Origin of the sequence: Nocardia puris, from assembly GCF_003315035.1 — a bacterium.
Taxonomy (GTDB): domain Bacteria; phylum Actinomycetota; class Actinomycetes; order Mycobacteriales; family Mycobacteriaceae; genus Nocardia; species Nocardia puris.
Window position 1 is genome coordinate 377993 of sequence record NZ_QNRE01000003.1, and the last position, 23630, is coordinate 401622.

General features: G+C 68.7%; 26 protein-coding genes. 11 read left to right on the forward strand and 15 right to left on the reverse strand.

What is annotated here, in order from left to right; genetic code table 11:
* Nucleotides 1–73: 73 nt before the first annotated feature.
* Both DFR74_RS11830 and DFR74_RS11835 read left to right on the forward strand, forming a co-directional pair.
* Nucleotides 74–547, forward strand: a complete 474-nt coding sequence (locus tag DFR74_RS11830) for a MarR family winged helix-turn-helix transcriptional regulator (protein WP_067508494.1) — start codon at nt 74–76, stop codon at nt 545–547.
* A 55-nt stretch (nt 548–602) separates the two neighbouring features.
* Entirely contained in the window at nt 603–917 is a 315-nt protein-coding gene (locus DFR74_RS11835) for a hypothetical protein (RefSeq protein WP_067508392.1), read from the forward strand.
* On the opposite strand, the gene DFR74_RS11840 is transcribed toward DFR74_RS11835, so the two are convergent.
* Nucleotides 862–1488, reverse strand: coding sequence for a TetR/AcrR family transcriptional regulator (locus DFR74_RS11840; protein WP_084537542.1), 627 nt, complete (start codon nt 1486–1488; stop codon nt 862–864). The two genes, DFR74_RS11835 and DFR74_RS11840, sit on opposite strands and share 56 nt — an antisense overlap.
* A gap of 99 nt (nt 1489–1587) precedes the next feature.
* Here DFR74_RS11840 and DFR74_RS11845 point away from each other — a divergent pair, with 99 nt between their 5' ends.
* Nucleotides 1588–2733: an FAD-dependent oxidoreductase gene (locus DFR74_RS11845; RefSeq protein WP_067508489.1), complete on the forward strand. Its 1146-nt coding sequence runs from the start codon at nt 1588–1590 to the stop codon at nt 2731–2733.
* 25 nt (nt 2734–2758) lie between these two features.
* Nucleotides 2759–3502, forward strand: coding sequence for a hypothetical protein (locus tag DFR74_RS11850; protein WP_067508390.1), 744 nt, complete (start codon nt 2759–2761; stop codon nt 3500–3502).
* On the opposite strand, the gene DFR74_RS11855 is transcribed toward DFR74_RS11850, so the two are convergent.
* The gene (locus DFR74_RS11855; RefSeq protein WP_067508388.1) at nt 3499–4086 is read right to left on the reverse strand and encodes a helix-turn-helix domain-containing protein; all 588 of its coding nucleotides are present in this window, start codon (nt 4084–4086) and stop codon (nt 3499–3501) included. The genes DFR74_RS11850 and DFR74_RS11855 overlap by 4 nt on opposite strands.
* 80 nt (nt 4087–4166) lie before the next feature.
* On the opposite strand from DFR74_RS11855, the gene DFR74_RS11860 reads away from it, so the two are divergent.
* Nucleotides 4167–5135: an NAD(P)/FAD-dependent oxidoreductase gene (locus DFR74_RS11860; RefSeq protein ID WP_067508487.1), complete on the forward strand. Its 969-nt coding sequence runs from the start codon at nt 4167–4169 to the stop codon at nt 5133–5135.
* A 109-nt stretch (nt 5136–5244) separates the two neighbouring features.
* Here the strand turns inward: DFR74_RS11860 and DFR74_RS11865 are convergent, their stop codons facing one another.
* From DFR74_RS11865 to DFR74_RS11885, 5 genes are all read right to left on the reverse strand, one after another.
* Nucleotides 5245–5616 (reverse strand): hypothetical protein, encoded by a 372-nt coding sequence (locus DFR74_RS11865; RefSeq protein ID WP_067508386.1) that lies wholly within the window; start codon nt 5614–5616, stop codon nt 5245–5247.
* Between the two features lies 1 nt (nt 5617).
* Nucleotides 5618–6055: a roadblock/LC7 domain-containing protein gene (locus DFR74_RS11870; RefSeq protein WP_067508485.1), complete on the reverse strand. Its 438-nt coding sequence runs from the start codon at nt 6053–6055 to the stop codon at nt 5618–5620.
* Nucleotides 6056–6102: 47 nt separating this feature from the next.
* Entirely contained in the window at nt 6103–6975 is an 873-nt protein-coding gene (locus DFR74_RS11875) for a hypothetical protein (RefSeq protein WP_067508384.1), read from the reverse strand.
* Nucleotides 6965–7324, reverse strand: coding sequence for a roadblock/LC7 domain-containing protein (locus tag DFR74_RS11880; RefSeq protein WP_084537546.1), 360 nt, complete (start codon nt 7322–7324; stop codon nt 6965–6967). Before DFR74_RS11880 ends, DFR74_RS11875 begins: the two co-directional genes overlap by 11 nt.
* 782 nt (nt 7325–8106) lie before the next feature.
* Nucleotides 8107–8817 carry a MerR family transcriptional regulator gene (locus tag DFR74_RS11885; RefSeq protein WP_113975077.1) on the reverse strand — a complete coding sequence of 237 codons (711 nt, stop codon included), beginning with the start codon at nt 8815–8817 and terminating at the stop codon, nt 8107–8109.
* Nucleotides 8818–8878: 61 nt separating this feature from the next.
* Between DFR74_RS11885 and DFR74_RS11890 the strand changes: the two genes are divergently transcribed.
* Nucleotides 8879–9340, forward strand: a complete 462-nt coding sequence (locus tag DFR74_RS11890; RefSeq protein WP_067508378.1) for a DUF6194 family protein — start codon at nt 8879–8881, stop codon at nt 9338–9340.
* A 521-nt stretch (nt 9341–9861) separates the two neighbouring features.
* Nucleotides 9862–10302: a hypothetical protein gene (locus DFR74_RS11895; protein WP_147265781.1), complete on the forward strand. Its 441-nt coding sequence runs from the start codon at nt 9862–9864 to the stop codon at nt 10300–10302.
* Nucleotides 10303–10421: 119 nt separating this feature from the next.
* Here DFR74_RS11895 and DFR74_RS11900 read toward each other — a convergent pair whose 3' ends face one another.
* The 5 genes from DFR74_RS11900 to DFR74_RS11920 form a co-directional block, all read right to left on the reverse strand.
* Nucleotides 10422–10685 carry a hypothetical protein gene (locus DFR74_RS11900; RefSeq protein WP_067508374.1) on the reverse strand — a complete coding sequence of 88 codons (264 nt, stop codon included), beginning with the start codon at nt 10683–10685 and terminating at the stop codon, nt 10422–10424.
* A 267-nt stretch (nt 10686–10952) separates the two neighbouring features.
* A complete protein-coding gene (locus tag DFR74_RS11905; protein ID WP_067508483.1) occupies nt 10953–12056 on the reverse strand; it encodes a helix-turn-helix domain-containing protein in 1104 nt (367 codons plus the stop codon).
* Nucleotides 12057–12238: 182 nt separating this feature from the next.
* Nucleotides 12239–12526 (reverse strand): DUF4190 domain-containing protein, encoded by a 288-nt coding sequence (locus tag DFR74_RS11910; protein WP_067508372.1) that lies wholly within the window; start codon nt 12524–12526, stop codon nt 12239–12241.
* 142 nt (nt 12527–12668) lie between these two features.
* A complete protein-coding gene (ychF, locus tag DFR74_RS11915; protein WP_067508370.1) occupies nt 12669–13748 on the reverse strand; it encodes a redox-regulated ATPase YchF in 1080 nt (359 codons plus the stop codon).
* 133 nt (nt 13749–13881) lie between these two features.
* Nucleotides 13882–14769 (reverse strand): quinone oxidoreductase family protein, encoded by an 888-nt coding sequence (locus DFR74_RS11920; RefSeq protein ID WP_067508367.1) that lies wholly within the window; start codon nt 14767–14769, stop codon nt 13882–13884.
* A gap of 174 nt (nt 14770–14943) precedes the next feature.
* Here DFR74_RS11920 and DFR74_RS11925 point away from each other — a divergent pair, with 174 nt between their 5' ends.
* The 3 genes from DFR74_RS11925 to DFR74_RS11935 all read left to right on the forward strand — a co-directional run bounded on the left by DFR74_RS11925 (nt 14944) and on the right by DFR74_RS11935 (nt 17881).
* Nucleotides 14944–15780, forward strand: a complete 837-nt coding sequence (locus DFR74_RS11925; protein ID WP_067508365.1) for an AraC family transcriptional regulator — start codon at nt 14944–14946, stop codon at nt 15778–15780.
* Nucleotides 15781–15790: 10 nt separating this feature from the next.
* Complete coding sequence (locus DFR74_RS11930; protein ID WP_067508362.1) at nt 15791–16201, forward strand: VOC family protein; 411 nt, start codon at nt 15791–15793, stop codon at nt 16199–16201.
* A 288-nt stretch (nt 16202–16489) separates the two neighbouring features.
* Nucleotides 16490–17881, forward strand: coding sequence for an FAD-dependent monooxygenase (locus tag DFR74_RS11935; RefSeq protein WP_170160739.1), 1392 nt, complete (start codon nt 16490–16492; stop codon nt 17879–17881).
* Between the two features lie 36 nt (nt 17882–17917).
* Here the strand turns inward: DFR74_RS11935 and DFR74_RS11940 are convergent, their stop codons facing one another.
* The 3 genes from DFR74_RS11940 to DFR74_RS11950 all read right to left on the reverse strand — a co-directional run bounded on the left by DFR74_RS11940 (nt 17918) and on the right by DFR74_RS11950 (nt 21124).
* Complete coding sequence (locus tag DFR74_RS11940) at nt 17918–18769, reverse strand: carbohydrate ABC transporter permease (protein ID WP_067508359.1); 852 nt, start codon at nt 18767–18769, stop codon at nt 17918–17920.
* Between the two features lie 94 nt (nt 18770–18863).
* Nucleotides 18864–19823 carry a carbohydrate ABC transporter permease gene (locus tag DFR74_RS11945; RefSeq protein ID WP_084537539.1) on the reverse strand — a complete coding sequence of 320 codons (960 nt, stop codon included), beginning with the start codon at nt 19821–19823 and terminating at the stop codon, nt 18864–18866.
* A complete protein-coding gene (locus DFR74_RS11950) occupies nt 19820–21124 on the reverse strand; it encodes an ABC transporter substrate-binding protein (RefSeq protein WP_067508481.1) in 1305 nt (434 codons plus the stop codon). Before DFR74_RS11950 ends, DFR74_RS11945 begins: the two co-directional genes overlap by 4 nt.
* Nucleotides 21125–21335: 211 nt before the next feature.
* Here DFR74_RS11950 and DFR74_RS11955 point away from each other — a divergent pair, with 211 nt between their 5' ends.
* The gene (locus tag DFR74_RS11955; RefSeq protein WP_067508356.1) at nt 21336–23603 is read left to right on the forward strand and encodes a carbon starvation CstA family protein; all 2268 of its coding nucleotides are present in this window, start codon (nt 21336–21338) and stop codon (nt 23601–23603) included.
* The last annotated feature ends 27 nt before the right edge of the window (nt 23604–23630 follow it).

Sequence of the window (23630 nt, forward strand, 5' to 3'; positions counted from 1 at the left end):
ATGTGTACGGTACACATCATGTGTATGGGCCACAATTTGGTGCGCGCGTGACGGGCGCGACATAGTGGACGCCATGTCCGACCGGGACCCCACCGCGCTGGCGCGCCTCGCCTTCGAGCTGACGCTGTTCTCGCGCCATTTCCCCGCCTCCGTCCTGCGCCGCCCCGGCTTCCGGCTGGACCGTTCGGCGTTCCTGATCCTCACCCGGCTCGAGATCGACAGCCCGCTCAGCCTGCGCGAACTCGCCGACGCCTTCCGCCTGGACATCTCCACCATCAACCGCCAGGTCGGCGCGATGCTCAAACAGGGCCTGGTGGAACGGGTTTCCGATCCCGACGGCGGTATCGCGCGCAAGCTGCGCGCCAGCGCGGAAGGGCTGGCGCAGCTCGCCGCGGACCGCGCGCTCAGCCGGACGAACATCGGCACCGTGGTCTCGGACTGGAGCGATGACGACATCGCCCAGCTCAGCGGGCTCATCGCCCGGTTCAACGGGTCGATCGAACAGCTCGAGGAGAATCCCTGGCCGCGCCCGCCCGACGCGCGCTGAGCCGGATTCCGCCGAAATCGCCGCGCCGCCGGCGGATCCCACTAGGCTCCCCACGGTGGCAACACATCGCCGGTCCCGCCTGGCGTGGGACAACTTCCTGGTCGGCGTCATCGGCCTGGTCTTCGCCGTCGCCTTCGGCACGGCCGCCGCGATTCTCGCCGAGGCGGGCCACTATCCCGCCGCGATAGCGCTGGCCGTGGCCGCGGTGCTGTTCGCGCTGCCCGCGACCGTGCAAGCCCTCGGCGAACTGCTCACCGGGGTGCTGATGGTCGGGATGCTGCTCGGCTCCGTGGTGTTGCTGCCCGCGCTGCTGGTCAGTCCGTCGTTGCGCCGGTGGGCGAAGCGGTACTGGGCGCGCGCGACGGCCTGACGACCACACCATCCACCACATCGACCTCGGCCGTCAGGTACGTCTGCACGGTCGGCGCGATCCACTCCACGACCTGCTGCCGATCCATCCCCGCCAGCGGCGGGAACGCGAGCACGTACCGGCACAGCGCCATCCCCAGGATCTGAGACGCCGCCAGTCCCGCGCGGATCGGCGCCGAGCGCGGGTCCGGGTCCAGCTTCGTCACGACGGGTGCGAGCTGCGCGGCGAAGATCGTGCGCATGCGCTCGGCGACCGACTCGTCGACCACGCCGGCGCGCAACAGGATGATCAGCGCCTCGTCGCGCTCCCACCGCTCCACGAAGTGGCGGGCGACGGTCTCGCCGAGACGCTCGCGCGGCACATCCGATAGATCGGGCAGCTCTAGGTCGAAGTCCACGGCCGCCGCGAACAGCCCCTCCTTGTTGCCGAAGTAGCGCATCACCATCGCGGGATCGATCGCCGCGTCCTTGGCGATGGCACGGATGGTTGCCCGGTCGTACCCGTCGGCCGCGAACCGTTCGCGTGCCGCCGCCAGGATGACCGCCTTCGTCTCTTCCGCTGATCGCCTCATGTCAACGAGTGTAGGCCAACAACTGTTGACATAGCCAGCGGCGCGGGTCTACCGTAAGTCAACAGATGTTGGCCAACGATTGTTGACAAAGGAGTGGTCATGATTCCCACCACCACGGAGGTACTGATCGTCGGGGCGGGCCCGGTCGGACTCGCCGCCGCACTCGCACTCGTCCGGCGCGGCCACGACGTCACGATCGTGGACAACCAGGCCGAGGGCGCGAACACCTCGCGCGCGGCCGTGATCCACCCGCACACCCTCGAACTGCTCGAGCCCTACGGGGTCACGCCCGCACTGGTCGCGCGGGGCGTACACATCCCCACCTTCACCATTCGCGACCGCGACCGCGTGCTGGTCGAGGTGCCGTTCGACAACCTGCCGACCGCCTACCCCTACACGCTGATGATCTCCCAGGCCGACACCGAGGCGTTCCTGCTGGCGCGGCTGGAAGAGTTGGGCGGCAAGGTGATTCGACCGGCGACCGTCACCGCGGTCACGCAGGACGCCACCTCGGTGACCGCCACCTTCCAGGACGGGCACCAGGTCACGGCGCGCTACCTCATCGGCGCGGACGGCATGCACAGCACCGTCCGGGAGCAGGCCGGGATCGAGTTCACCGGCGGCACCTACGCCGATTCGTTCGTACTGGCCGACGTCCGGCTCTCCGGCGGCGTGCCGGCCGACGAGGTGATCCTCTACTTCTCACCGGCCGGGCTGGTGGTGCTGGCGGCGTTGCCGGACAACATGTTCCGCGTCGTTGCCACCGTCGAGGACGCGCCGCGCGAACCCGGCGCCGCGTTCGTCCAGCGGCTGCTGGACCAGCGCGGGCCGGAAGCGAATCCCGTGGTGGTCGAGGAGGTCGTCTGGAGTTCGCGGTTCCGCGTGCACCACCGCGTGGCCGCATCGTTCCGCGCCGGACGCGTCCTGCTGGCGGGCGACGCCGCGCACGTGCACTCCCCCGCGGGCGGCCAGGGCATGAACCTCGGCATCGAGGACGCGATAACCCTCGGCGACAACCTCTCTCGGGTGCTCGGCGGCGCGGACGACCAGCTGCTCGACGCGCACGCCACCGCCCGTCGCGCCGTCGCCGAACAGGTGGTCGGGTTGGCGAGCAGGCTCACGAAGCTCGCGACCGCGTCGGCGGGCAAGCGGCCCGCGCGCAACCTCCTCGTGAGCCTGGCCGGGCGGCTGCCCGTATTCCGGCGCAAGCTCGCTCGCCAACTGTCCGGCCTCGAGCGCCGCTGACATCCCCGCGGAGAAAGGCAACATCATGCGAATCATCAACGACCACCTGGCCGTTCCGGCCCGCCTCGGCGAATCCGACGACAACGGCTATCTGCTGCTCGCCGCCGAGGTCGGCGGCTGGCTCGGACTCTTTCCGCTGCCGAGCAAGACGCGCGCGCGGCTGGTCGACCGGGTCGCCGAACTCGCCGAGAAGCTGGACGCCCGCGCGGATGTGGTGCAGGCGGTCGCGTTCCGCGCGATCTTCCGCACGCCCGGCGAAGGCAGCGAACTGCTGCGCCGCCACGGCGTGCGGCCCGCCCGCTACGACGTGGCGGTGCTGATCAGGACCAAGACCGTCGAGGCGATCGACGATGTGCGCGCCGACAACGACTTCCGCGCCCTACGGGCCGCGCTGGCGGAGTCCGAGCGGGTGCACGAGGTCGCGAGCCGCAATATCGCACGGATCGCCGAGGTCGCGGTGGACGATCGGAAACCGTTTCTGTTCAACTACTTCCATGCCACCGATACCGAAACACTGATCGACGTCTGGCGATACACGGCCGGCTGGTTCCAGGAGAAGACGCATCTCCCGGATTCGACGCTCCTGCGGCCGATTCCCGGCGAACCCGGGGACTACGGCATCGTGAACTTCGCCAGCTGGCCCAACGTCCGGACGTTCCTGCCCAAGCTGGTCTTCCACCCGCAGTTCCGCCGGTTCGTGCTGGCCAACTTCGCCGCGAACGGCATTGCGGCGCAGCCGATCATCTACCGGCACGTCCCGGCGCGCTAGCCGCGCCCCTTCGGACGCACGCGCAGATGGGCACGCTCCCCCTGTTTGCCGAACAGGCTCAGGATCTCCGCCGGCTGATCACCGGCGGAGCCGAACCAGTGCGGGACGTGGGTGTCGAACTCGGCGGCCTCGCCGGGGCTCATCACGAAATCGTGCTCCCCGAGGAGCACGCGGAGCCGGCCGTCGAGTACGTACATCCACTCGTAGCCCTCGTGCGTCTGCAACCGGGGCGCGCGGCCCGGATCGGCGGGCGGGAGGATGATCTTGAACGCCTGCACGCCACCGGCCCTGCGCGAGAGCGGCACCATGGTCAGGCCGTTGCTGGTGACCGGCCGCATGTGCACGCGCGGGTCGCCGGTGGGCGGTGCGTCCACCAGTTCGTCCAGCGTCACGCCGTAGGCTCTGGCCAGCGGGAACAGCAGCTCCAGGGTCGGTTTGCGCGCGCCGGACTCCAGCCGCGAGAGCGTGCTCACCGAGATGCCGGTGGTGTCCGACAGCTCGGCCAACGTGGTGCCGCGGGCGCGGCGCAGGTCGCGCAGCCGGGGGCCGACCGCGCCGAGGGCATGATCGAGATCTGTGTCCACCCCTCCAGTTTGCCACGTCGGCAAATTACTTTGCCACGCCGCTGGGAGCCGACGCATAGTCGGACGCGGAGGTGGTCCAGTTGACCGAAAAGCTGAACAGCAGCTACGAAGTGGTGGTCGTCGGTGGTGGCCCGGCCGGGTTGAACGGCGCGCTGATGCTCGCGCGATCGCGCCGCTCGGTGGTGGTGATCGACGCGGGTGCGCCGCGCAACGCACCGGCCGACCGGGTGCACGGCCTGCTCGGCCGCGAGAACACCCCGCCCGGTGAGCTGCTGGCGCGCGGGCGCGAGGAGGTGCGCTCCTACGGCGGGCAGGTGGTGTCCGGCGAGGTGGTCGACGCGCGGCCCGACGGGGACGGGTTCGTCGTCACCCTCGCGGACGGGCGCACGACCCGGGCCCGCCGGCTGCTCGTCACCACGGGCCTGGTCGACGAACTACCCGACATCACCGGCCTGCGCGAACGGTGGGGCCGCGATGTTCTGCACTGCCCGTACTGCCACGGATGGGAGGTACGCGACCGCGCGATCGGCGTGCTCGGCACCGGCCCGATGTCGGTGCACCAAGTGCTGATGTTCCGCCAGTTGAGCCCCGAGGTCACCTTCTTCCGCAACGGACTCGAGATCTCCTCCGAGGACGAACTCCGTTTGCGGGCAAGGGATATCACCGTCGTGAACCGCGAGGTGACCGGCCTCGACGTCGCGGACGACCACCTCACCGGCGTCCGCCTCGCCGACGGCACCTCCGTCGCCCTCGACGCCCTCGCCGTCGGCACCCGCATGGTCGCGCGCAGCGGCCTCCTCGACCGCCTCGGCCTGCGCCCCGAACAACACCCGATGGGCGAGTTCTACCCGTCCGAGCCGACGGGCCGCACCTCGGTACCGGGCGTCTGGCTGGCGGGCAACGTCACCGACCTGTCCGCCTTCGTCGGCGGCGCCGCCTCCGCGGGCGCCTTCACCGGCGCCCAGATCAACGCCGACCTCATCGCCGAAGAGACGGAGAGGACGGTCGCGCGTTATCGGGCGGAGGAGTTGACGCCGGCAACAGATTAGTGAACGTGCGCTGATCCCCTTGTGCGCGAGCCGATCTCGCCGGCGACGGTGACGGCGAGATCCGGCGCACACCTCATGGCGCCTCATCGGCCAGGAGGGTCGGGGTCGCTCAGACCTCGAGGTCTTCTTCGATGCCCTTGAGGCGGTGGCGGGCCAGGGCGAGGTTGGCGCGGCCGCGGTCGAGGGCCAGGTAGAGGAACAGGCCCTTGGATTTGCGGCCGGTCATGGGGCGGATGATGTGGTACTGGCCGGAGAGCGTGATGAGGATGTCCTCGATGGCATCGTTGAGCCCGAGCTGTTCCATGGTGCGCAGCTTCGCGCGCACCACTTCGGTGTTGCCGGCTCCCGCGACCTGCAGGTCGAGTCCCTTGGAGCTGCCGAGCATCCCCAGCGACATCCCGCTGGTGTAGTCGACCACGGCGGCGCCTATCGCGCCGTCGATCACCATCATGTCCTTCAGGGCGACATCCATTGCGGACATATCATTCCTTTCCATCGGTGTTCGAAACTTGTTGTCTTCGTTGGTCTTTCGTGCGAGCCGCCAGATGCTCGCCGATCGCGCGGGCGGCTGGACGCGATTCCAGGTGCAGGCGGCCGACATTCACGCCCGGCCCGGCCAGCACGGTGAGCGCGGCCGCCCACCCGGCCGCGTAGATCACGACGTTGCCCGCGGACCCGTTCACCACCACCTCGTCGAAACCACCGCCGTGCGCGGTGGTCGCGACCCGATGCGAGAGCGACAACTGCGAGGCCGTGAGTGCGGCCATCCCGTTGGGTTCGATGTGCGGCGGCAGATCGTGCGCGATGAGCAGGCCGTCGGTCGAGGCCACCAGCGTGCCGGTCAGTTCGGGCACGCGATCGCCGAGTGCTTTGAGTTCGGCCAGCACGATCGCGCTCGGTTCGGGTCCGGTCGTCGGCATCTTGGTCAGCCTTCCTATCAGTTCACCGAATCGCTTCCTGCGCACCGCTATGTCAACTCCCGCAACGCGACTCGGAGCCGGACGAGCAGGTCTCGGTCGACCGGCTGCCACCGGTCCGCGGCCGGCACCGGCACACTCGCCTGCGCGCGGCGACGCAGCGGCAGCGCCGGAGATCCGGCCTGCGTGGGCGAATGACGCACGAGGCCAACGGAATCGGAGAACTCGGCCGATTCCACCCGAGCATGCCGCGGACCACGGCGGGCAACGCCGTCGCTGCCACGCGAAACCGCCACGGCGGGAACAGCTTCCGGCGGCGCGATGAGACCGGCTTCGGTGAGGTCGCGCACCGCCACCAGGCATCCGTACGTCGTGCGGCCCAGTTCCCTGGCGATCCCGGCGATGCTGCGGCGCGCGTCGGCGGCGGCCAGCACTTCGGCCTGCCCACCGGTGAGCGTCACCCGCTCCTGGGGCACCCGTCGCGCGGGGACGACCGGCACGCGGTCGACCAGGTCCGCCAACCAGGGCCCGGAGTCCCCCCGCCGCACGCATTCGCGGACCAGGGCGCGCGGACGTACCCGGCACACCCCCGACAACCAATGCGGAGGTGTCGGCCGAAATTCGGGAGCGGCGTCGGAGGTCAGCACGAAATAGGCAGCGTCGTACACCGAGAGCACCGCCAGCGTTTCCAGCTTCGGCTTTTTCAGCAGCGGCGCGGCATCCCCAGATCCGGCGCGCCGCCAATCCTCGGTGGTCACCACCCCCGCTTCGACGGCGAGCCGCTCCAACCCGGTCGTGCGCGGGCAATCCACCGAGGTGATCGCGCCGTCCGAGAAATGGAAGACACCGTCGCCCGCACGCAGTACGCCGGTGCTGCCCTCCTCCTCGAGGCGACACAGTTCGCCGGCCAGATCAACGCTCATCGATGCCTCCGGCGAACTCTTCGAGAATTCCCCGCAGCCGGAATCTCGCCAGCGCGAGATTCCCGGTGTCTCCGTCGAAGACGACGTGCACGAACAGCCTGCCCTCGAAGTCGCCGTCGACCAGATTCACCAGGTGGAATCCGTGATCGCCGCTGACGACGATCTCGGTGACATCGTCACCGTGATGGCCGTTCGCGAAAGCGGGACAAGCCAAGACGGCCCGGACGACGTCGGTCGTGGCGGCCGCGTCCTCGTGCTGGTCGGTGGGGCCGGGCAGGCCGGCCGAGGCGATCGCCAACCCGCTCGCACTGTCCGCCAAGGTCGCCCCCCGGGCTCCGGGAATCTCCATGATCCGATCCAGACAACCCTCGATACCGATCACCGCATCACCATTCGCCTACCTGCCTGCCATTGGCACGAGACGCTACAGGCAACCCCTCGGGAAATCGCGGGCTACTGCCGAATTTTTCGGAAAATAGGGGAAAGAATACCTTCCGGTATTTCATACCGGAAGGTATAAGATACCCCCCGGTAGCCCGTGTTCCGATAATAAACCGTACGGAACTCTATACCTCCTGGTCGCTTACCGATCGGTATTCGGTTCGGTTCGGAAACCATTCGGGTGCGGGACATTTCGATGTCCGAACTCCACGGTTGGCAAAATCGCAGCGTCCTGGACTGCGCGGGATTCATGCCGACCGGTCGGCAATGTTCTGGCTTCTTCCGGGCCGCGATCTTTCGAGTCGACATCCCGGATGGATATCGCAGAGTGCGCGATTCAAGTAGGTGAGCTCCGTTGCGAGTCCCGCTGTGGGCCACCGTCTCGAGCAGGTCGGCCATCGGCACTCGCCGCGTTCCCGTCGAGACCGCTGAACCGGGGGCTCGGGTCCGCGCCGGGTGCGCCGATCTCGGCAACGGTGCGCCGGCCCCTTCGACCGCACCGGACGCGCCGTCGCCGTCCACCTGCGCCGCCCGCACCCGGCTGCGGATCAAGGTCTCACCCACGCAGAGCCCCATGAACGCCGACGGGATTACCGCACACGCACACCACCGCACGCATATGACCACCCCGCCACACGCGCGTGCCCACCGGACGCCCAGGATCGCCAGGCGAGCACTGGCTTGCCGAGATCAGCTCAGCACCAATAGCTCTCGCAACTGCGCCGCCCCCTCCAGCAACGCCTCGGAACGCGCGAGGATGCTCGCATCCCGAGCGGCCAGACCTTCCGCGACCTCCTCCCACCGCCGCGCACCGCGCAACCGCGGCATCAGCTGACGCAACGGTTCGATCCCGTACCCGGCCAGGCGGAGTTGATGCACGATCCGCGCGTCCCGCACAGCGGCGGGCGGGTACTTCCGCGCTGCGCCCACCGAATCACGTTCGGGAACAACGAGTTCCATAGCATCCCAGTGCCGCAACGTCGACGTGCGCACACCGAGCGCTTCCGCCAGCTCGGCGATGCTCATCTCATCCGCGGCGACCGGTTCCACGATCGGCTCGTCCGCGATGAAACGCACTGCCGCCCGCGCGGATTCGAGATCCCGCCGTTCCGCGTGCAACCGCGCGTGCACCTCGTCGAGCAGAGCGAACATGCGGGGCCGTGACTCGTGCGCGGCCCGCATGATCCGCTTCGCCTCCACCGGCCCCGCACCACGCGCCAACGCCCGATACGCGCGCGCCGCCACCACGTGCGGGCGTCCGTACACCCGGTATCCACTCGCTGTGCGCGCGGCAGCCGGCAGCACACCTTGCCCCTCCAGATTCCGGATCTGCTGCACCGAGAACCCGGCGGCCCGCGCCACGTCCGCCGTCCGCAATGCACCCGATTGGAGACTTTCCACAGATCCACCTCCAGAAACCGGCCAGAAGTCCACACTGGCACTTCAATGTAACGCTGGAACCATGACCATCGACGAGATCATCACCTACCTCGAATCCCTCGGCGGCACCCTCGTCCTGCGCCCGACCGAGGGCGACGGCTCCCCGGAGATCGCCTGGGGCGACGTCTTCTTCTACTACGCGCCCGACGGCAACGTCCCCACCACAACCCAACCCTTCGCCACGATCGTCACCAAGGACTACCCCGACGAACCGGCCTCCCGCCTCGACCGCCCCGGCGCCTTCCGCCTCAACATCAACGCGGGCCGCGACGCCTTCGTCCACCACACCGGCCACACACCCCGCGAAACCCCGAACCACCCCTTCGACCCAACCGCCGAAGACACCCTGTTCCCCCACCTGACCTACTTCTCAGCAGCCTGGCTCTCGGTCGTCAACCCCGGACCCGGCACTTCGGCCTACGTCAACGACCTCCTGCACTCCGCCCACGAACGCGCCCGTGCTCGATACGAGCGCAAGGGGTAGTGCGTGGCGAACCCACCCGGCAAGGGGCACGCCCGCGATACACACCACGCCCGTTATCGGACGCCCCTGCGGTTGCCGACCAGGCCGTCACGGGCAGCCTCGTCACCTCCATTCCGACGCGAACCGGGTCGGGGTGTCGCCGCTCCGCTCCGCCCGGACGGATCCCATCCCGATCCGCGCCGAAATACTCAGCGCACCAAGGTGATTCCGGCGTCGGTGCCGTCGCGCGTCCCACCGCGCCGGGTCGGATATGGCGGGCCACGCCACGTCCGCAGCCACCCGCCGGAACTGGCCACAGCGCATCCAGCGACGGCCGCGCGTCCCCGACCTCTTCGATCTGCCTGCTGGTCAGATGTCCACCTCGACCTCGACCTGACCCGACGAGGGCACTACGGTCCAGGATCGTGGGCCAGCCTCCGGAAGAATCGACACCGCCGACTATCTTTCGATCTTCGTGGGCCCGTTGGGCAGAGATGTTGTTGTTGGGCTTGATAGCGGTCGGGGGCGGCTGGTTGCTACTCGTGACGACCACGCCCGGCTCGCCGCTGATGTTTCCCGTGGTGGCGCCGATCATCGTAGGATCCCTCGCCCTCCTTCTCGTGCTGGACCGCGTCATCCGTCCCACACCAGAACTGGTAGTCGATGATCAGGGGCTGACGTTCAGCCCATTCGGCCGAATCCCGTGGGCTGCGATATCGCGCATCCATCTGATCACGGCCCACGGCACGAGGTACCTGGCCGTCGAACTGGTCGATCGCGGCCCGAAGGTCACCGAAAGCCGTTGGCCCAGATGGATTCTCGGACCGATAGGCAGACTTGCGGCCGGCTACCCGCGCACCCTCGCGGAACGCTGGCTACGCCCGGTATCGCTGGACGACATCGCCGCCGAACTACACAGCCGAAACCCCAGCCTGATCATCACAAGATCCGAACGCGGAGGCTTTCGACGCACTCGTCCGTAGCCGCTCGACCAGGCGAGTCAGGATGGTCACCGCCAATGGTCCGCGCGGGCGATGCCCTGACGCCAGTGACAAGTCGCCGCAGGTCAGGCGATCTGCATCAGCGGATGAGCTGCATCCGGTCAGAGCAAGCCATTGGAGCGCGCCCATGTCGGGAATTCGGATCCCTTGCAGGGCAGCCGCAATCCACTGTCATCCAACATATCGACCAGGTTCGAGGTCTCGCCTTCGGTGAGTTTGCCGTCGCTGCAGGCGCCCGCGAGCAGCCACAGCGTGCCGTGGACTTCCAGCCCGTGGTTCCTGGCCACCTTGATAGACGCCCGATCGTCGGTGATCGCGATACCGTTCAACAGCTCCGCCGCAGCGAAGACACTCGCCTCTCCCATATCGCGACTGCCTGCACCGATGCGCCGGACTCACCCGTCGAACGCGAGAAGTGCTTCGGCCGTGTCGAGTTGCTCGACGCTCAGCCGATCCGCTTCCGACGCACGGCGATTCCGGATACTGTCCGCAGCCGCCCCGCAGCTCCTCACGGACGAACTCCGTGGTCGAGCATTCATACTCGACCGGAACACATCCCAGAACATCCACGCGGTCGATGCGGGCGAAGCGCGCGAGACACGTTGTGTCGAAGACGAGCCGAGATCGTTCGCTCACGGCTCGTCCGCGCTGTCATCCTCCACGCCCAAGTCGTCGCGCGTGACCTGGCCGTGCATCAGCTCGATCACCCGCGCGACCGTGATCAGGTTGCCGGTCCACGCGGTGAGGACCGCATCGGCATACCCCGGTGGCACCCGTACTCGATCGAAGTCCGGGGGCGGAGTCCATTCGACCGCCTGTCTGATCTCGGCGTGCGTCGGCTTCGACGACGACAGCCAGCGGACCTCGTCCGAGGGGTCGATCAAGCCGGCAACGATGGCCTGCCTGATCGCCAACGTCCACGATGTGCGATACCTGGCCGCGAGCTCGATCAGGTAGGCGCGCGGGTCCCCGGTCGGCGGACCGCTCTGCCGGATCGCCGCCACCGGCAGCAGGAGTTCGGCGGCGAACGCATCGATGACCGCCTCTCGGTCGCGCCTGGCCGAGGCGACGCCGCCACCCAGGTCGCTCGAGTACTCGTCACCGAGCACCATGTGCCCGAGTTCGTGCGCCGCGGTCGCCCGCCGCCGCCCGGGATCACGCGTACTGCTGACCACCGCGACCGCGAGGTCGTCCTCGATCAGCGAGGCGCCGTCACCGGGAACGTCGACCACGAGCACGAGCTGGCCGGCCTTTTCGCACACCGACATCATCGTTTCGATGGGCCCCCGATCGAGACCCAGCTGCTTTCGCGTCCAGTTCGCCACACCACGCGCGTCGTCCGCGGTCTCGACGCTGCCTGGGTAACGCAACAGGGACGGCGGTTTCCACGAACCGAAGCCGAGGACATCCCGGACATCGCGCAACCACGCCGCCAGAACTGCCTCGACGCGATAGGACACTTGTGCCGTGGGCGAATTCGTATCGTCGACCAGCGGTGTCCGCTGGGAGATCACCTTCGGCCGAGCGTGGAGGAAGTGCCCCAACGGCATGCCCAGTTCGGTAGCCAGCCGCGTCAGTTCCACCGCACTGATCTGCCGCGCGCCCGCCTCGATCTTGGTGATCTTGCTGCGCTCCAGCCCGACACGCTGCGCCAACTCCCCCTGGGAGAACCCCGCGGCGAGCCGGCTCTCGCGTACGCGATCGCCGATCTCCGCCCACAGGCTTTCGTCCACCATGGTGCGATTTCGCACACCAGCGCCGTGCCGTCACCCGTCTCAGCAGTACGAATTCCGGGGATCTCGTCGGCCCGATAGGCAGGGTGGAGTGAACGCCGCCGACAGACAATCCTGTGTCCTCTGGGCTGACCATCGATGCGCAGGCCTTCAGAGCTTCCGGGCGGGTCACATCCTCACAGAGGCTAGTCCTCGGGCATTCCGACGATGCCGAACACGACGAAGAGCGCCACCACCACGACGAGCAGCAGCCCACCGACGACGATTCCGCCGATCGCAAGAGTTCTGCCCTGCTCACCGGTCCGGTTGATCTGTTGCAGCGCGATGATCCCGAGCGCGATCCCCGCGATCGACGCGAGCAGAGTAGCCGCGCCGAAGAAGAGCGCGCTCGCGGCGAGCCCGACCACCGGAGCAGCCACTGCGCCGATCGCCAGCCCGTTCGTACCGGGCCGTATGCCGAAACGCTCACTCATCCGTCGATGGGTAACGCCCGCCGTCGCGGCGCCTACTCCCTGGATTCAGACCCACGACTCCGCCCCATCCACCACGATGATGCGAGCGGAGAGGGCTGGGCACGTTGCGTTGAGGACGAGCCCACCGGATCGGGTCGGAACGTCAGACGTTGAACCTGAACTCGACCACGTCCCCGTCCACCATCACGTAATCCTTCCCCTCCATCCGCACTTTGCCCGCGGCCTTGGCGGCCGCCATGGAACCGGCGGCGACGAGGTCGGTGAAGGCGACGACTTCGGCTTTGATGAAGCCGCGTTCGAAGTCGGTGTGGATGACGCCGGCGGCTTTGGGGGCGGTGTCGCCTTGGTGGATGGTCCAGGCGCGGGCTTCTTTGGGGCCCGCGGTGAGGTAGGTCTGGAGGCCGAGGGTGTGGAAGCCGGCGCGGGCCAGTGCGTGCAGGCCGGGTTCGGTCTGGCCGATGGATTCGAGGAGTTCGGCGGCGGATTCGTCGTCGAGTTCGAGGAGTTCGGCTTCGACCTTGGCGTCGAGGAACACGGCGTCGGCGGGGGCGACGGAGGCCGTCAGTTCGGCGATCTTGGCCTCGTCGGTGAGGACGGACTCGTCGGCGTTGAAGACGTAGAGGAAGGGCTTGGTGGTGAGCAGCGACAGCTCTTTGAGCAGGTCGGTGTCGACCTCGCCCTGCGCGGCGAAGAGGGTCTTGCCGCCGTTGAGGATCTCCTGGGCGGCCTTGGCGGCGTCGGCGACCGGCTTGCGGTCCTTCTTGACCTTCGCCTCCTTGTCGAGGCGCACGACGGCCTTCTCCAGGGTCTGCAGGTCGGCGAGGATCAGCTCGGTCTCGATGACCTCGATGTCGGCGGACGGGTCGACGCGCCCGTCCACGTGCACCACGTCGTCGTCGGCGAACACGCGCACCACCTGGCAGATGGCGTCGGCCTCGCGGATATTGGCGAGGAACTTGTTGCCCAGGCCCGCGCCCTCGGAGGCGCCCTTCACGATGCCGGCGATGTCGACGAACGACACGGTGGCGGGCACGATGCGTTCGGAACCGAAGATCTTCGCCAGCTCGTCGAGCCGCGGATCGGGCAGCGGCACCACGCCGACGTTCGGCTCGATCGTCGCGAACGGGTAGTTCGCCGCCAGCACGTCGTTCTTGGTCAGCGCGTTGAACAGCGTCGACTTTCCGACGTTGGGCAGGCCGACGATTCCGAGGGTGAGACTCACGAGATGGGGAGTCTACGCGCTGGTCTCCGCCCCTCGGACGTCGCCGTCCGCCGGATCCAGCTACCGGCCGAGGGAGCAGGCGCTGCCGACCCGCTCTCGGATCGGGATGCGACGCGAAGCCCGACGTCCCCACTCACGGAACCAGCACGACCTTCCCCAGATTCGCCCGCCCGGCGATCACCGCGTGCGCCTCTCCCGCGTCGTCCAACACGAACTCGGCGTGCACGGCGGGACGCAGCTGACCGGAGGCGAAGTACTGCCAAAGCTCTTGGCGCAGGTCGTCGTACACCTCGGGCGCCAGGCGCGCGATCTGGAAACCGATGATCGACTTGGCGTCGGTGAGCAGGTCGTCGGTGCCGACGGCGCCGCCACCGGAGCCGAACGCGACAAGTCGCCCACCCGGAGCGAGCGCGGACAGTGCCGGTGCCAGATGCCCGACACCGTCGAGGGCGTAGTCGACCGGCTCGGCCGGCGGCTCGGCGTAGACGATCACGTCGTCCACGCCGAGGTCGCGCAGGAAATCGCCCTTGGCCGGATCGGAGACCGCCGCGACCACGCGCTTGGCGCCGCGCACCCGCGCCAACTGCACCGCGAGATGACCGACACCGCTCGCCGCAGCCGTGACCAGCGCCGATTCCCCCGATTGGGGACTCGCCGCGTCGAGTGCGCCGAGCGCGACCAGTCCACCGCGCACCAGGGCGACGGCGTCGACGGCCGACGCGCCGTCGGGGATCGGCGAGGCCAGATCGTCGCGCAGGATCGCGTACTCGGCGTAGGCGTGCCCGGTACAGAGCCCGGTGACGCGGAAGCCGGGCGCGCAGGTGGTGACGCCCTCGCCGACCGCGATCACCTCGCCCGCGATCTCACCGGCGAGCACGGCCGGGTCGCGCACGACGGGCAGGGTGACGCCGATCGCGTCGACCTTCACCAGAAGTTCGCCGGCACCGGGCACCGGTGTCTCCGCCGTCTCCGGTTCGAGCACGTCACGACCACCATGGCGCTCATAACGGATTCGACGCATGACACCTCCACTCTTCCAGGACCGCGTAACGGTAACCGTCTGGCAACCGCATCTCACAGGCCGTGACCGGCCCGTGTGCGCGATCTCACCGCCCCGGTGAGCGCGGCGCGCGCCACTGCGCGAGCCCGCTCGAAGCCGTTTGCGGATCGCCCGCACGGGCGTACCGTGACGCGTATGGAGCCCACCACGGAGGTGGTGAGAGCACGCCCCGCGCCCGCGCTGGCCGGCTTCATCGACCACTACCTCGGCTACCGGATGACCGGTTACGCACCCGGTCTGCACCGAGGGCTGCCATCACGCCACATGACGTTCATCGTCGCGATCGGCCCGACCATAGATGTGGTGGCGCAGACCGATCCGGCACAAAGTCCGCAGGATTACCGCTGTGTGCTCAGCGGGTTGCAGGCGGCCTCGGCCTCGATCTCCCACACCGGGAATCAGGAGGGCGTCGCGATCGCGCTCACACCGTTGGGGTGCCGCACGCTGTTCAGTGCCCCCGCCCGCGCGCTGTGGAACATCTCGCTCGAATTCTCCGATCTGGTGGGCAACGTCGGGGACGAACTGTGGGAGCGCTTGCAGGGCCCGGCACCGTGGTCGCGGCGCTTCGCCATCTGCGACGAGGTGCTGACCGGGCTCGCCCACCCGGACCGCGCCGTGGGGCCCGAGCTCACCTGGGCTTGGCGCACCGTCACCCGCACCGACGGCACCGTGCCGATCGGTGCGCTCGCCGAGCGCGTCGGCTGGAGCAGACAACACCTGACCCGCCGGTTCGCGGCGGAATTCGGGCTCGGCCCGAAGCTGGCGGCGCGCATCGCCCGGTTCGAGAAGGCGCGGCGAATGCTGGAACGCACGCCCTCGTTCGTCACCATCGCGCAGGTCGCGGCCAGCTGCGGGTACTACGACCAGGCGCACCTGAACCGCGACTTCGCCGAGCTCGCCGGATGCAGCCCGACGGTGTGGCTGGGCGAGGAGATTCCATCCGTCCAAGACGAACCCGACCTGCGCGGATGAGGCTGAGACCATGACGAATACGACGAACACCACCCGTACCGCACTCTGGCCCTGTCTGTCGTTCCGCGATGCGCGGGCAATGGTCGACTTCCTCGTGAACGCCTTCGGTTTCCAGCAGACCGCGCTCTACGCGCGCGAAGGCGACCCATCCATCGTCGAACACGGTGAACTGCGCTGGCCGCTGGGCGGCGGCCTCATGTTCGGCAGCGCCGACAAGGACGACAGCCCGTTCAGCCGCCCGCCCGGCACCGACACTATTTACCTGGTCTGCGAGCACCCCGACGACCTGTTCACCCGCGCTACGGCGGCCGGGGCCGAGGTCGTGCGCGGGATGCGCGATGAGGACTACGGCTCGCGCGGGTTCAGCGTGCGGGATCCGGAGGGCAATATCTGGAGCTTCGGGACGTACTGGGGCGAGTGATCTCCGGCGAGGTGTTGCGGTCGCGCGCGGGCTCGCGATGTTGAGGTGTGGAGCGGTTGGCTTCCACCTGCGGGCCCGCGGCGCGGGAGCGTCCGGACCGATCGACACGGGGGCGCGGTGGTGCCGGCCGTGAGCGATACGCGACCGGAGGCTGCTGATGATCACCGAAACACCCGTTCACCGCCGGGGTGACGGCATGTCCGGGAACGGGCGCGGTGATCGCGCGGCGCGGAGTCCCGGGAGATCCGCGGTGCGGACGCGCGGTTCGCGCTGCGTGGACGGGCCGTCGTGAACGACCGTCGCCCGGCCCGTGAGGTGCAGGTGTTGGTCGTGGGTGCGGGGCCCGCCGGGTTGACCGCGGCCGCGACGCTGGCCCGATACGGCGTGTCGACGTTGCTCGTGGACCGGCGCGCGGAGGTGGGTGCGGCGCCGCGCGCGACCGTGATCAGCCTGCGGTCGATGGAGATCTTCCGTGCGATGGGGTTGGAAGCCGAATTGCGTGGCGGCTCAGTCGATGTGGAGATGCTGGCCTGGCGATGTCGCACGCTCGCCGAGGTGGGGAACGGTGAGGCGTCCGATGTCGGGTTTCCGTCGCGCGGGCGGGCGGCGCGGCTGAGTCCCACCACACCGTTGTGCGCGCCGCAGGACCATCTCGAGCGGGTGCTGTCGCGCTATGTGGGCGCGTTGGCACCGGTCGAGGTGCGACGCGGGGTGGAACTCGTGGATCTGGAGGTCGGGCCGGACGGAGTGGACGCGCGGCTCTCGGATTCGACCCAGGTGCACGCGCGGTACCTCATCGCCGCCGACGGCGCGCACAGCACGGTGCGGAGCATGCTGGACATCGGAATGACCGTCCCACCAACAGAATTGACCGGGTTCACCGTCGTGATGCGGGCGCCTTTGTGGGATCGGATCGGGCCGCACCGGTATCTGATCTACAGCGTCGGTGCACCCGGAGCGGAGGGCGTATTCATTCCGGCGGGACCCGACGACAGGTGGGTGTACGCGGCCGAGACCACCGCACCGGACTCGGAAGCCGCGGCGCTGGAACGTATTCGGGTCGCAGCCGGCGATGCTTCGCTGAGCGCGGAGATTCACGGCATCCACCGAGTGACCGCTGTTTCCCAACTCGCCGAACGCTTCCGGCACGACTCGGCGTTCCTGGTGGGCGATGCGGCGCACCGGGTGACGCCGCGCGGTGCCACCGGCATGAACACCGCCGTCCACGACGGCTTCGACCTCGGCTGGAAGCTGGGCTGGGTGCTCGCGGGGTGGGCACCCCCGCACCTGCTCGACACCTACGAGGCCGAGCGCCGCCCCGTCGCCGAACACAACGTGGCGCGCTCCGCCGACCCGACGGGCTCGTGGCGCAGTGCCGAACAGGAACTGCGCGCCGACCTCGGCGGCCGGCTCCCCCACGCCCGCCTGCGCGACGGCAGATCGACGCTGGACCTGCTCGGGCCGGGCTTGACGATCCTGCGCCGCCGCGCACCCGGCCGTCCACCGCCGCGCACTCCCGACAGCGCGGCCATGATCACGCGTCTGGTGGACGAAAAAGCCTCCCGGGCAATCGGACTCGATGAGAACGGCGTGATCGTCCGGCCCGACGGGAAGTACGTCCGCACTGCGCGCGCGGCCCGCATCAGGCACACGGCCCAATCAGACGCCGCCGTGCGCTGAGCCCGCGCCCGCCGCCTTCCGCACAAGCCCCCAACCTCACCGCCCACCCAACCCCGACATCGCCGTCCCGCGCAGGAACGCCCGCTGCGCGACGGCGTACACCGCGACCAACGGCGCGAGAATCACCATCGCCGCCGCCATCAGCAGCGGCCACTGCGAGTAGTACTGCCCTTGCAGGCGCACCAGACCCAAAGTGGCGGTGGCGTATTCATTCCGCTGGATCATCACCAGCGGCCAGAGGAAGTCGTTCCACACGGTGATCCAGGTGAGGACCGCCAGGACCATGAGGGCCGGGCGGGTGTGCGGGAGCAGGACGCGCCAGTAGACCTGCCAGGTGGTGCAGCCGTCGAGGATGGCCGCCTCCTCCAGTTCGTCGGGGAGCGTACGGAAGAACTGCCGCATGAGGTAGGTGCCGAAGGCGCTGCCGAACAGGCCGGGCACGATCATCGACCACGGCGTGTCCACCCACCCGAAGGCCCGCATGAGCAGGAACTGCGGGATAACGGTGACGGTGAGCGGCACCATCAGCGTGGCGAGGTATGCCAGGAACAGCACGTCCCGCCCGCGAAACCGCAAGCGCGCGAACGCGTATCCGGCCAGCGAGCAGAAGAACACCTGCCCCGCCGTGACGCACGCGGCGTAGACAGCGGTGTTGAGCAGCATCCGGCCCATCGGCAGCACCTCGAACACCCGCCCGAAGTTGGACCACCGCGGGCTCTCGGGCAGCACCTCCGGCTCGACGATCTCGCCGTCGGACTTCAACGCCCCCGACAGCGCCCACAGGATCGGCCCCAGCGCGCACCACGCGACGGCCACCAGCGCGAGGTAGACGCAGATGCCCTGCACCACCCTGCGCCGAATCCCCCGCTCGGCCCGGCCCTTCGGCATCACCGCCGGTCACCGGTCGCGGGCCGCCCGGACCCGGGTCCGGGTGCCCCGACAGCGTTCGGCTCGGGCACTCGCGCCTCGCGAATCAGCACCCTCACAGGTCACTCTCCGCCCGCCGCGCCAATCGCAGCTGGATCACCGTGAGCACCAGGAGAATCCCGAAGATCACCCACGCCAGCGCTGAGGCGTACCCGACCTCGTAGAACCCGAAGGCGTGCTGGAACAACATGATTCCCAGCAGGTACGTCCCCGTCTCCGGTCCGCCGTTGCCGCCGGTGAGCGCGTACGCCTGGTCAAACGCCTGCACCGAATTGATCACCGTGATCACGAAGACGAACGAGAGCGGTCCCCGGATGAGCGGCAGCGTGATCGACCGGAACCTCCGCAGCACACCTGCCCCGTCGATCTTCGCCGCCTCGTACAGCGTTTCGGGTACACCCTGCATCGCGGCCAACAGGATGACGGTCGCGAACGGCAGGCTCTTCCACACCGTGACGATGCTCAACGAGACCAGCGCCCAATCCGGATCGGTCAGCCAAGGCACGGCCGGTACGCCCGCCCAGCCGAGCATCACGTTCAGCAGCCCGCCGTCTGTGGTGAACATGAACCGCCACACCACCGCCATCGCCACGGTCGAAGCGACCAGCGGCAGGAACGCCATGGTCCGGAATACGCCTATCCCCGGCACTTTTCGATTGAGCAGACCCGCGATCCCCAACCCGATCACTACGGTCGGCACCAAGGTCAGCACCGTGAATACGGCGGTATTGCGCAGCGCGATGAGGAACAGCGGATCGGAGCCGAACAACCGACGGTAGTTCCGCAGTCCGACGAACTGCGGCGGGCTGAACAGATCCCACGAGTGGAAGCTCAGGTACAGCGAGAACACCAGCGGAAACACCAGGAACACCAGCACCGCCAGCAGATTCGGCGCGATGAACAACCACCCCGCCCGCTCCCGGGTCCGCGCGAGCGCGCCGGGACGTCCACCGGTGTCCGCCGAAGCCGGTGCCACCGCGCGCTTCTGCGACGCGCCGAGAACCCCCGCTCTCATCGCGCCTCCAGCAAAGCGTTCACGTCCGCCGTGAATCCGCCGCCCAGCGACTCCGCCGTCGCCGCGCCTCGCAGCACCCGGTTCCCGCCGCGCTCGAGCAGCGCCGACACCTTCCCCCACGTCGGCGTAATCGGCAGTGCCCGTGAACTTTCCGGCCCTTCGGTCAGCACCGCCAGGTTCGCGATATCGCGATGCGCCCGCGCGAACCCCGGCGACGCCATCGCCGATTTCAACACCGGCACGAACAATCCCGACGCCGCCACGATCTCCTGCCCCACCGGCCCCGTCGCGAACTTCACGAATTCCCAGGCCTGTTCGATACGCGGACTGTCGGCGGCGATGGCGAGCCCGGTGCAGCCCACGTCGGTGATCGCCCCGGGTCCACCGTCCGGACCGACCGGCAGTACCGTCAGATCGATGGGCAGGCCCTCGATCCCGGCGAATTCCGAATACAGCCAGTGCCCGCCCAACGCCATCCCGGCCCGCCCGCGCCGGAACAGATCGGGCGCCGAAATCGACTGCCGGTCATCGACTCTCGGCGCGACACGGTGCCGCACGGCAAGGTCGGCGTAGAACTGGAATCCCGCCGCGAATCCCGGGTCGTCGAAGTTGGCGCGCACCGGATCGACCGGGGGCGTGAACCATTCCGACCCGTTGTTCATGCCGAAGCAGGCGGCGGAGAAGTAGGGCACCCACGCGTCGGCGAAACCCCATCGCGTGCTGCGCCCGTCGTGCCGGGTGAGCGCGCGCGTGGCGTCCAGGAACTCCTCGTAGGTCCAGGCGTCGCGCCACCGCGCGGGCGGGCGCACACCGGCCGCAGCGCACAGGTCGCGGTTGTAATAGAGGAACACCCCGGACCACTGCTCGGGCAAGGCGTACTGCCCGCCTCGATAGGTGAACGTGTCGTAGAGCGTGGCATAGCTGTCTGCCCGCAGCGCCGCCGCGTACTCCGGCTCGCGGTCCAGCAGCGTGTTCAGATCCAGCAGCACACCCCGCGCCGCCAGGCCCGCGTAGAGCAGTTCCCACGCCATCAGCACGTCGGGGCATTTGCCGCCCGCGCAGTAGGTGAGCATCTGTTGCAGCGGATCGGGCCCGGACATGATCGTCCGCACCCGGATGTCGGGGTGGCGCGCCCGGAACTCGTCGATGATCCGCAGCCGCACCCGTGCCTCCTCCGGGCGGGCCTGGAAGAAGAAGGTGAGCGCGTCGTCGTCGGCGCCGCAGCCGCCCGCGAGCAGCGGCGCGGCCAGTGCCGCGCCGATCAGCGTCCGCCTGCGGAACCGGGCGGGCGACGGCGGGATCGATTCCAGTGCGGCTTCCTCCGGCGACGGCGGGCTGCGGACCGGGTGGGAGCATACGTCCGGCGGCTGTCGCGGTGGCCGACGACACACGAACAATATTTAACGGTTGTCCGGCGGCGACCCGATACGGCACGGCCCCGAACGGCGATCGGCTACCTTTTCACCTGTTTTCCGCAAGATCCTGTGCGTTTCGCAGGGGAGAGTAGGGCAGATGGCGACAATCGAATATCTGCGGACCGACCCCGGCCTGCCGCCCGTCGGCGTGGTCGACCGGACTCCGATGACTCCGGCCAAGAAGGCCGTGTTCGCGGGGATCGCGATACTCGGTGCGCTCGCCTGGGCCATCCTGGCCTTGGCGCGCGGGGAGAACGTCAACGCGGTGTGGATCGTCATCGCCGCGGTCTGCACCTACGTCATCGCCTACCGCTTCTACTCGAAATTCATCGAGTGGAAGATCACCAAACCGCGCGACGACGTCGCCACCCCGGCCGAGATCCTGGAGAACGGCAAGGATTTCATGCCGATGGACCGGCGGGTGCTCTACGGACACCACTTCGCCGCCATCGCGGGCGCCGGACCGCTGGTCGGCCCGGTGCTGGCCGCGCAGATGGGCTACCTGCCCGGCACGATCTGGATCGTGGTCGGCGTGTGCGTGGCCGGAGCGGTGCAGGACTACCTGGTGCTGTGGGCCTCCACCAAGCGCCGGGGCCGCAGCCTCGGGCAGATGGCGCGCGACGAACTCGGCGCGGTCGGCGGCGTGGCGGCCATCGTCGGCATCCTCGTCATCATGATGATCCTGCTGGCGGTGCTGGCGCTGGTCGTCGTGAACGCGCTCGGCGAGAGCCCGTGGGGCGTGTTCTCCATCGCGATGACCATCCCGATCGCGCTGTTCATGGGCGTCTACTTGCGGTACCTGCGGCCCGGCCGGGTCGGTGAGGTCTCCGCGATCGGCCTGGTCCTGCTGCTGCTGGCCATCGTGTCCGGCGGCTGGGTGGCCGAAACCGACTGGGGCACGGACTGGTTCACGCTCTCGCGCACCACCATCGCGTGGCTGCTCATCGGGTACGGGTTCCTGGCCTCGGTGCTGCCGGTGTGGCTGCTGCTGGCCCCGCGCGACTACCTGTCCACGTTCATGAAGATCGGCACCATCGCGCTGCTGGCCGTCGGCATCCTCATCACCATGCCGGTGCTCAACGCGCCCGCCGTCTCCGATTTCGCCATCTCCGGCACCGGACCGGCGTTCGCGGGCAGCCTGTTCCCGTTCCTGTTCATCACCATCGCCTGCGGCGCGCTCTCCGGTTTCCACGCGCTGGTGTCCTCGGGCACCACGCCGAAACTGCTGGAGAAGGAATCCAACGCCAGGATGATCGGCTACGGCGGCATGCTGACCGAATCGTTCGTCGCGGTCATGGCGATCATCACCGCCTGCATCATCGACCAGCACCTGTACTTTGCCATGAACGCGCCGCTGGGCCTCACCGGCGGCACTCCGGAATCGGCCGCCGACTACACCAACTCGCTCGGCCTGTCCGGCCCGCCCGCGACGCCGGAGACGTTCTCCCAAGCCGCCGAGGACGTCGGCGAGGCCAGCGTCATCTCCCGCACGGGCGGCGCGCCCACCCTGGCCGTCGGCATCGCCGAGGTGTTCCACCAGTTCCTGGGCGGCGAGAGCATGAAGTCGTTCTGGTACCACTTCGCGATCATGTTCGAGGCGCTGTTCATCCTCACCACCATCGACGCGGGCACCCGCGTGGCGCGGTTCATGATGTCGGACGCGCTGGGCAACTTCGGCGGCCCGCTGCGCAAGTTCAAGGACCCGTCCTGGCGGGTGGGCGCGTGGGTGTGCTCGCTGCTCGTGGTGGCCGCGTGGGGTTCCATCCTGCTGATGGGCGTCACCGATCCGCTGGGCGGCATCAACGCCCTGTTCCCGCTGTTCGGCATCGCCAACCAGCTGCTGGCGGCGGTCGCGCTGATGGTGGTGCTCACGATCATCGTGAAGAAGGGCCTGGTGAAATGGGCCTGGATTCCCGGCATCCCGCTGGTGTGGGACCTGATCGTGACGATGACCGCGTCCTGGCAGAAGATCTTCTCCGCCGACCCCAAGGTGGGTTACTGGAAGCAGCACAGCATCTGCCAGCAGGCAAAGGAGGCCGGGCAGCTGTGCCTCACCGCCAAGACGCCCGAGGAAGTCGACACCGTCATCCGCAACACCTTCATCCAGGGCACGCTGTCCATCGTGTTCGCCGGACTGGTACTGGTGGTCACGGTGGTGGGTGCGCTGGTATGCCTGAAGGCGTGGCGTTCCGGCGGCACGTCCACCACCGAGTCGCCGGAGGAGCCGTCGAAGATCTTCGCGCCCAGCGGGTTCTTCGCGACCCCGGCGGAGAAGGCGGTGCAGAAGGAATGGGACGAGCTGATCGCCTCGGGCAAGGTGCGCGCGCCCGGCGCGGCGCTCACGAAGGCGGAGACGCACGCGTGAACGTCCCCGCGCCGCGGGACGCCCGGT

Excerpts from the sequence above, each read along its gene's own strand:
- DFR74_RS11955 (WP_067508356.1), top strand. The coding sequence starts at position 21,336 with ATGGCGACAATCGAATATCTGCGGACCGACCCCGGCCTGCCGCCCGTC.
- DFR74_RS11870 (WP_067508485.1), bottom strand. The coding sequence starts at position 6,055 with ATGCCGACGACCGGACCCGAACCGAGCGCGATCGTGCTGGCCGAACTC.
- DFR74_RS11865 (WP_067508386.1), bottom strand. The coding sequence starts at position 5,616 with ATGTCCGCAATGGATGTCGCCCTGAAGGACATGATGGTGATCGACGGC.
- DFR74_RS11905 (WP_067508483.1), bottom strand. The coding sequence starts at position 12,056 with ATGGTGGACGAAAGCCTGTGGGCGGAGATCGGCGATCGCGTACGCGAG.
- DFR74_RS11830 (WP_067508494.1), top strand. The coding sequence starts at position 74 with ATGTCCGACCGGGACCCCACCGCGCTGGCGCGCCTCGCCTTCGAGCTG.
- DFR74_RS11875 (WP_067508384.1), bottom strand. The coding sequence starts at position 6,975 with ATGAGCGTTGATCTGGCCGGCGAACTGTGTCGCCTCGAGGAGGAGGGC.
- DFR74_RS11910 (WP_067508372.1), bottom strand. The coding sequence starts at position 12,526 with ATGAGTGAGCGTTTCGGCATACGGCCCGGTACGAACGGGCTGGCGATC.
- DFR74_RS11925 (WP_067508365.1), top strand. The coding sequence starts at position 14,944 with ATGGAGCCCACCACGGAGGTGGTGAGAGCACGCCCCGCGCCCGCGCTG.
- DFR74_RS11890 (WP_067508378.1), top strand. The coding sequence starts at position 8,879 with ATGACCATCGACGAGATCATCACCTACCTCGAATCCCTCGGCGGCACC.
- DFR74_RS11845 (WP_067508489.1), top strand. The coding sequence starts at position 1,588 with ATGATTCCCACCACCACGGAGGTACTGATCGTCGGGGCGGGCCCGGTC.
- DFR74_RS11945 (WP_084537539.1), bottom strand. The coding sequence starts at position 19,823 with ATGAGAGCGGGGGTTCTCGGCGCGTCGCAGAAGCGCGCGGTGGCACCG.
- DFR74_RS11840 (WP_084537542.1), bottom strand. The coding sequence starts at position 1,488 with ATGAGGCGATCAGCGGAAGAGACGAAGGCGGTCATCCTGGCGGCGGCA.
- DFR74_RS11900 (WP_067508374.1), bottom strand. The coding sequence starts at position 10,685 with ATGGGAGAGGCGAGTGTCTTCGCTGCGGCGGAGCTGTTGAACGGTATC.
- DFR74_RS11940 (WP_067508359.1), bottom strand. The coding sequence starts at position 18,769 with ATGCCGAAGGGCCGGGCCGAGCGGGGGATTCGGCGCAGGGTGGTGCAG.
- DFR74_RS11920 (WP_067508367.1), bottom strand. The coding sequence starts at position 14,769 with ATGCGTCGAATCCGTTATGAGCGCCATGGTGGTCGTGACGTGCTCGAA.
- DFR74_RS11880 (WP_084537546.1), bottom strand. The coding sequence starts at position 7,324 with ATGGAGATTCCCGGAGCCCGGGGGGCGACCTTGGCGGACAGTGCGAGC.
- DFR74_RS11930 (WP_067508362.1), top strand. The coding sequence starts at position 15,791 with ATGACGAATACGACGAACACCACCCGTACCGCACTCTGGCCCTGTCTG.
- DFR74_RS11850 (WP_067508390.1), top strand. The coding sequence starts at position 2,759 with ATGCGAATCATCAACGACCACCTGGCCGTTCCGGCCCGCCTCGGCGAA.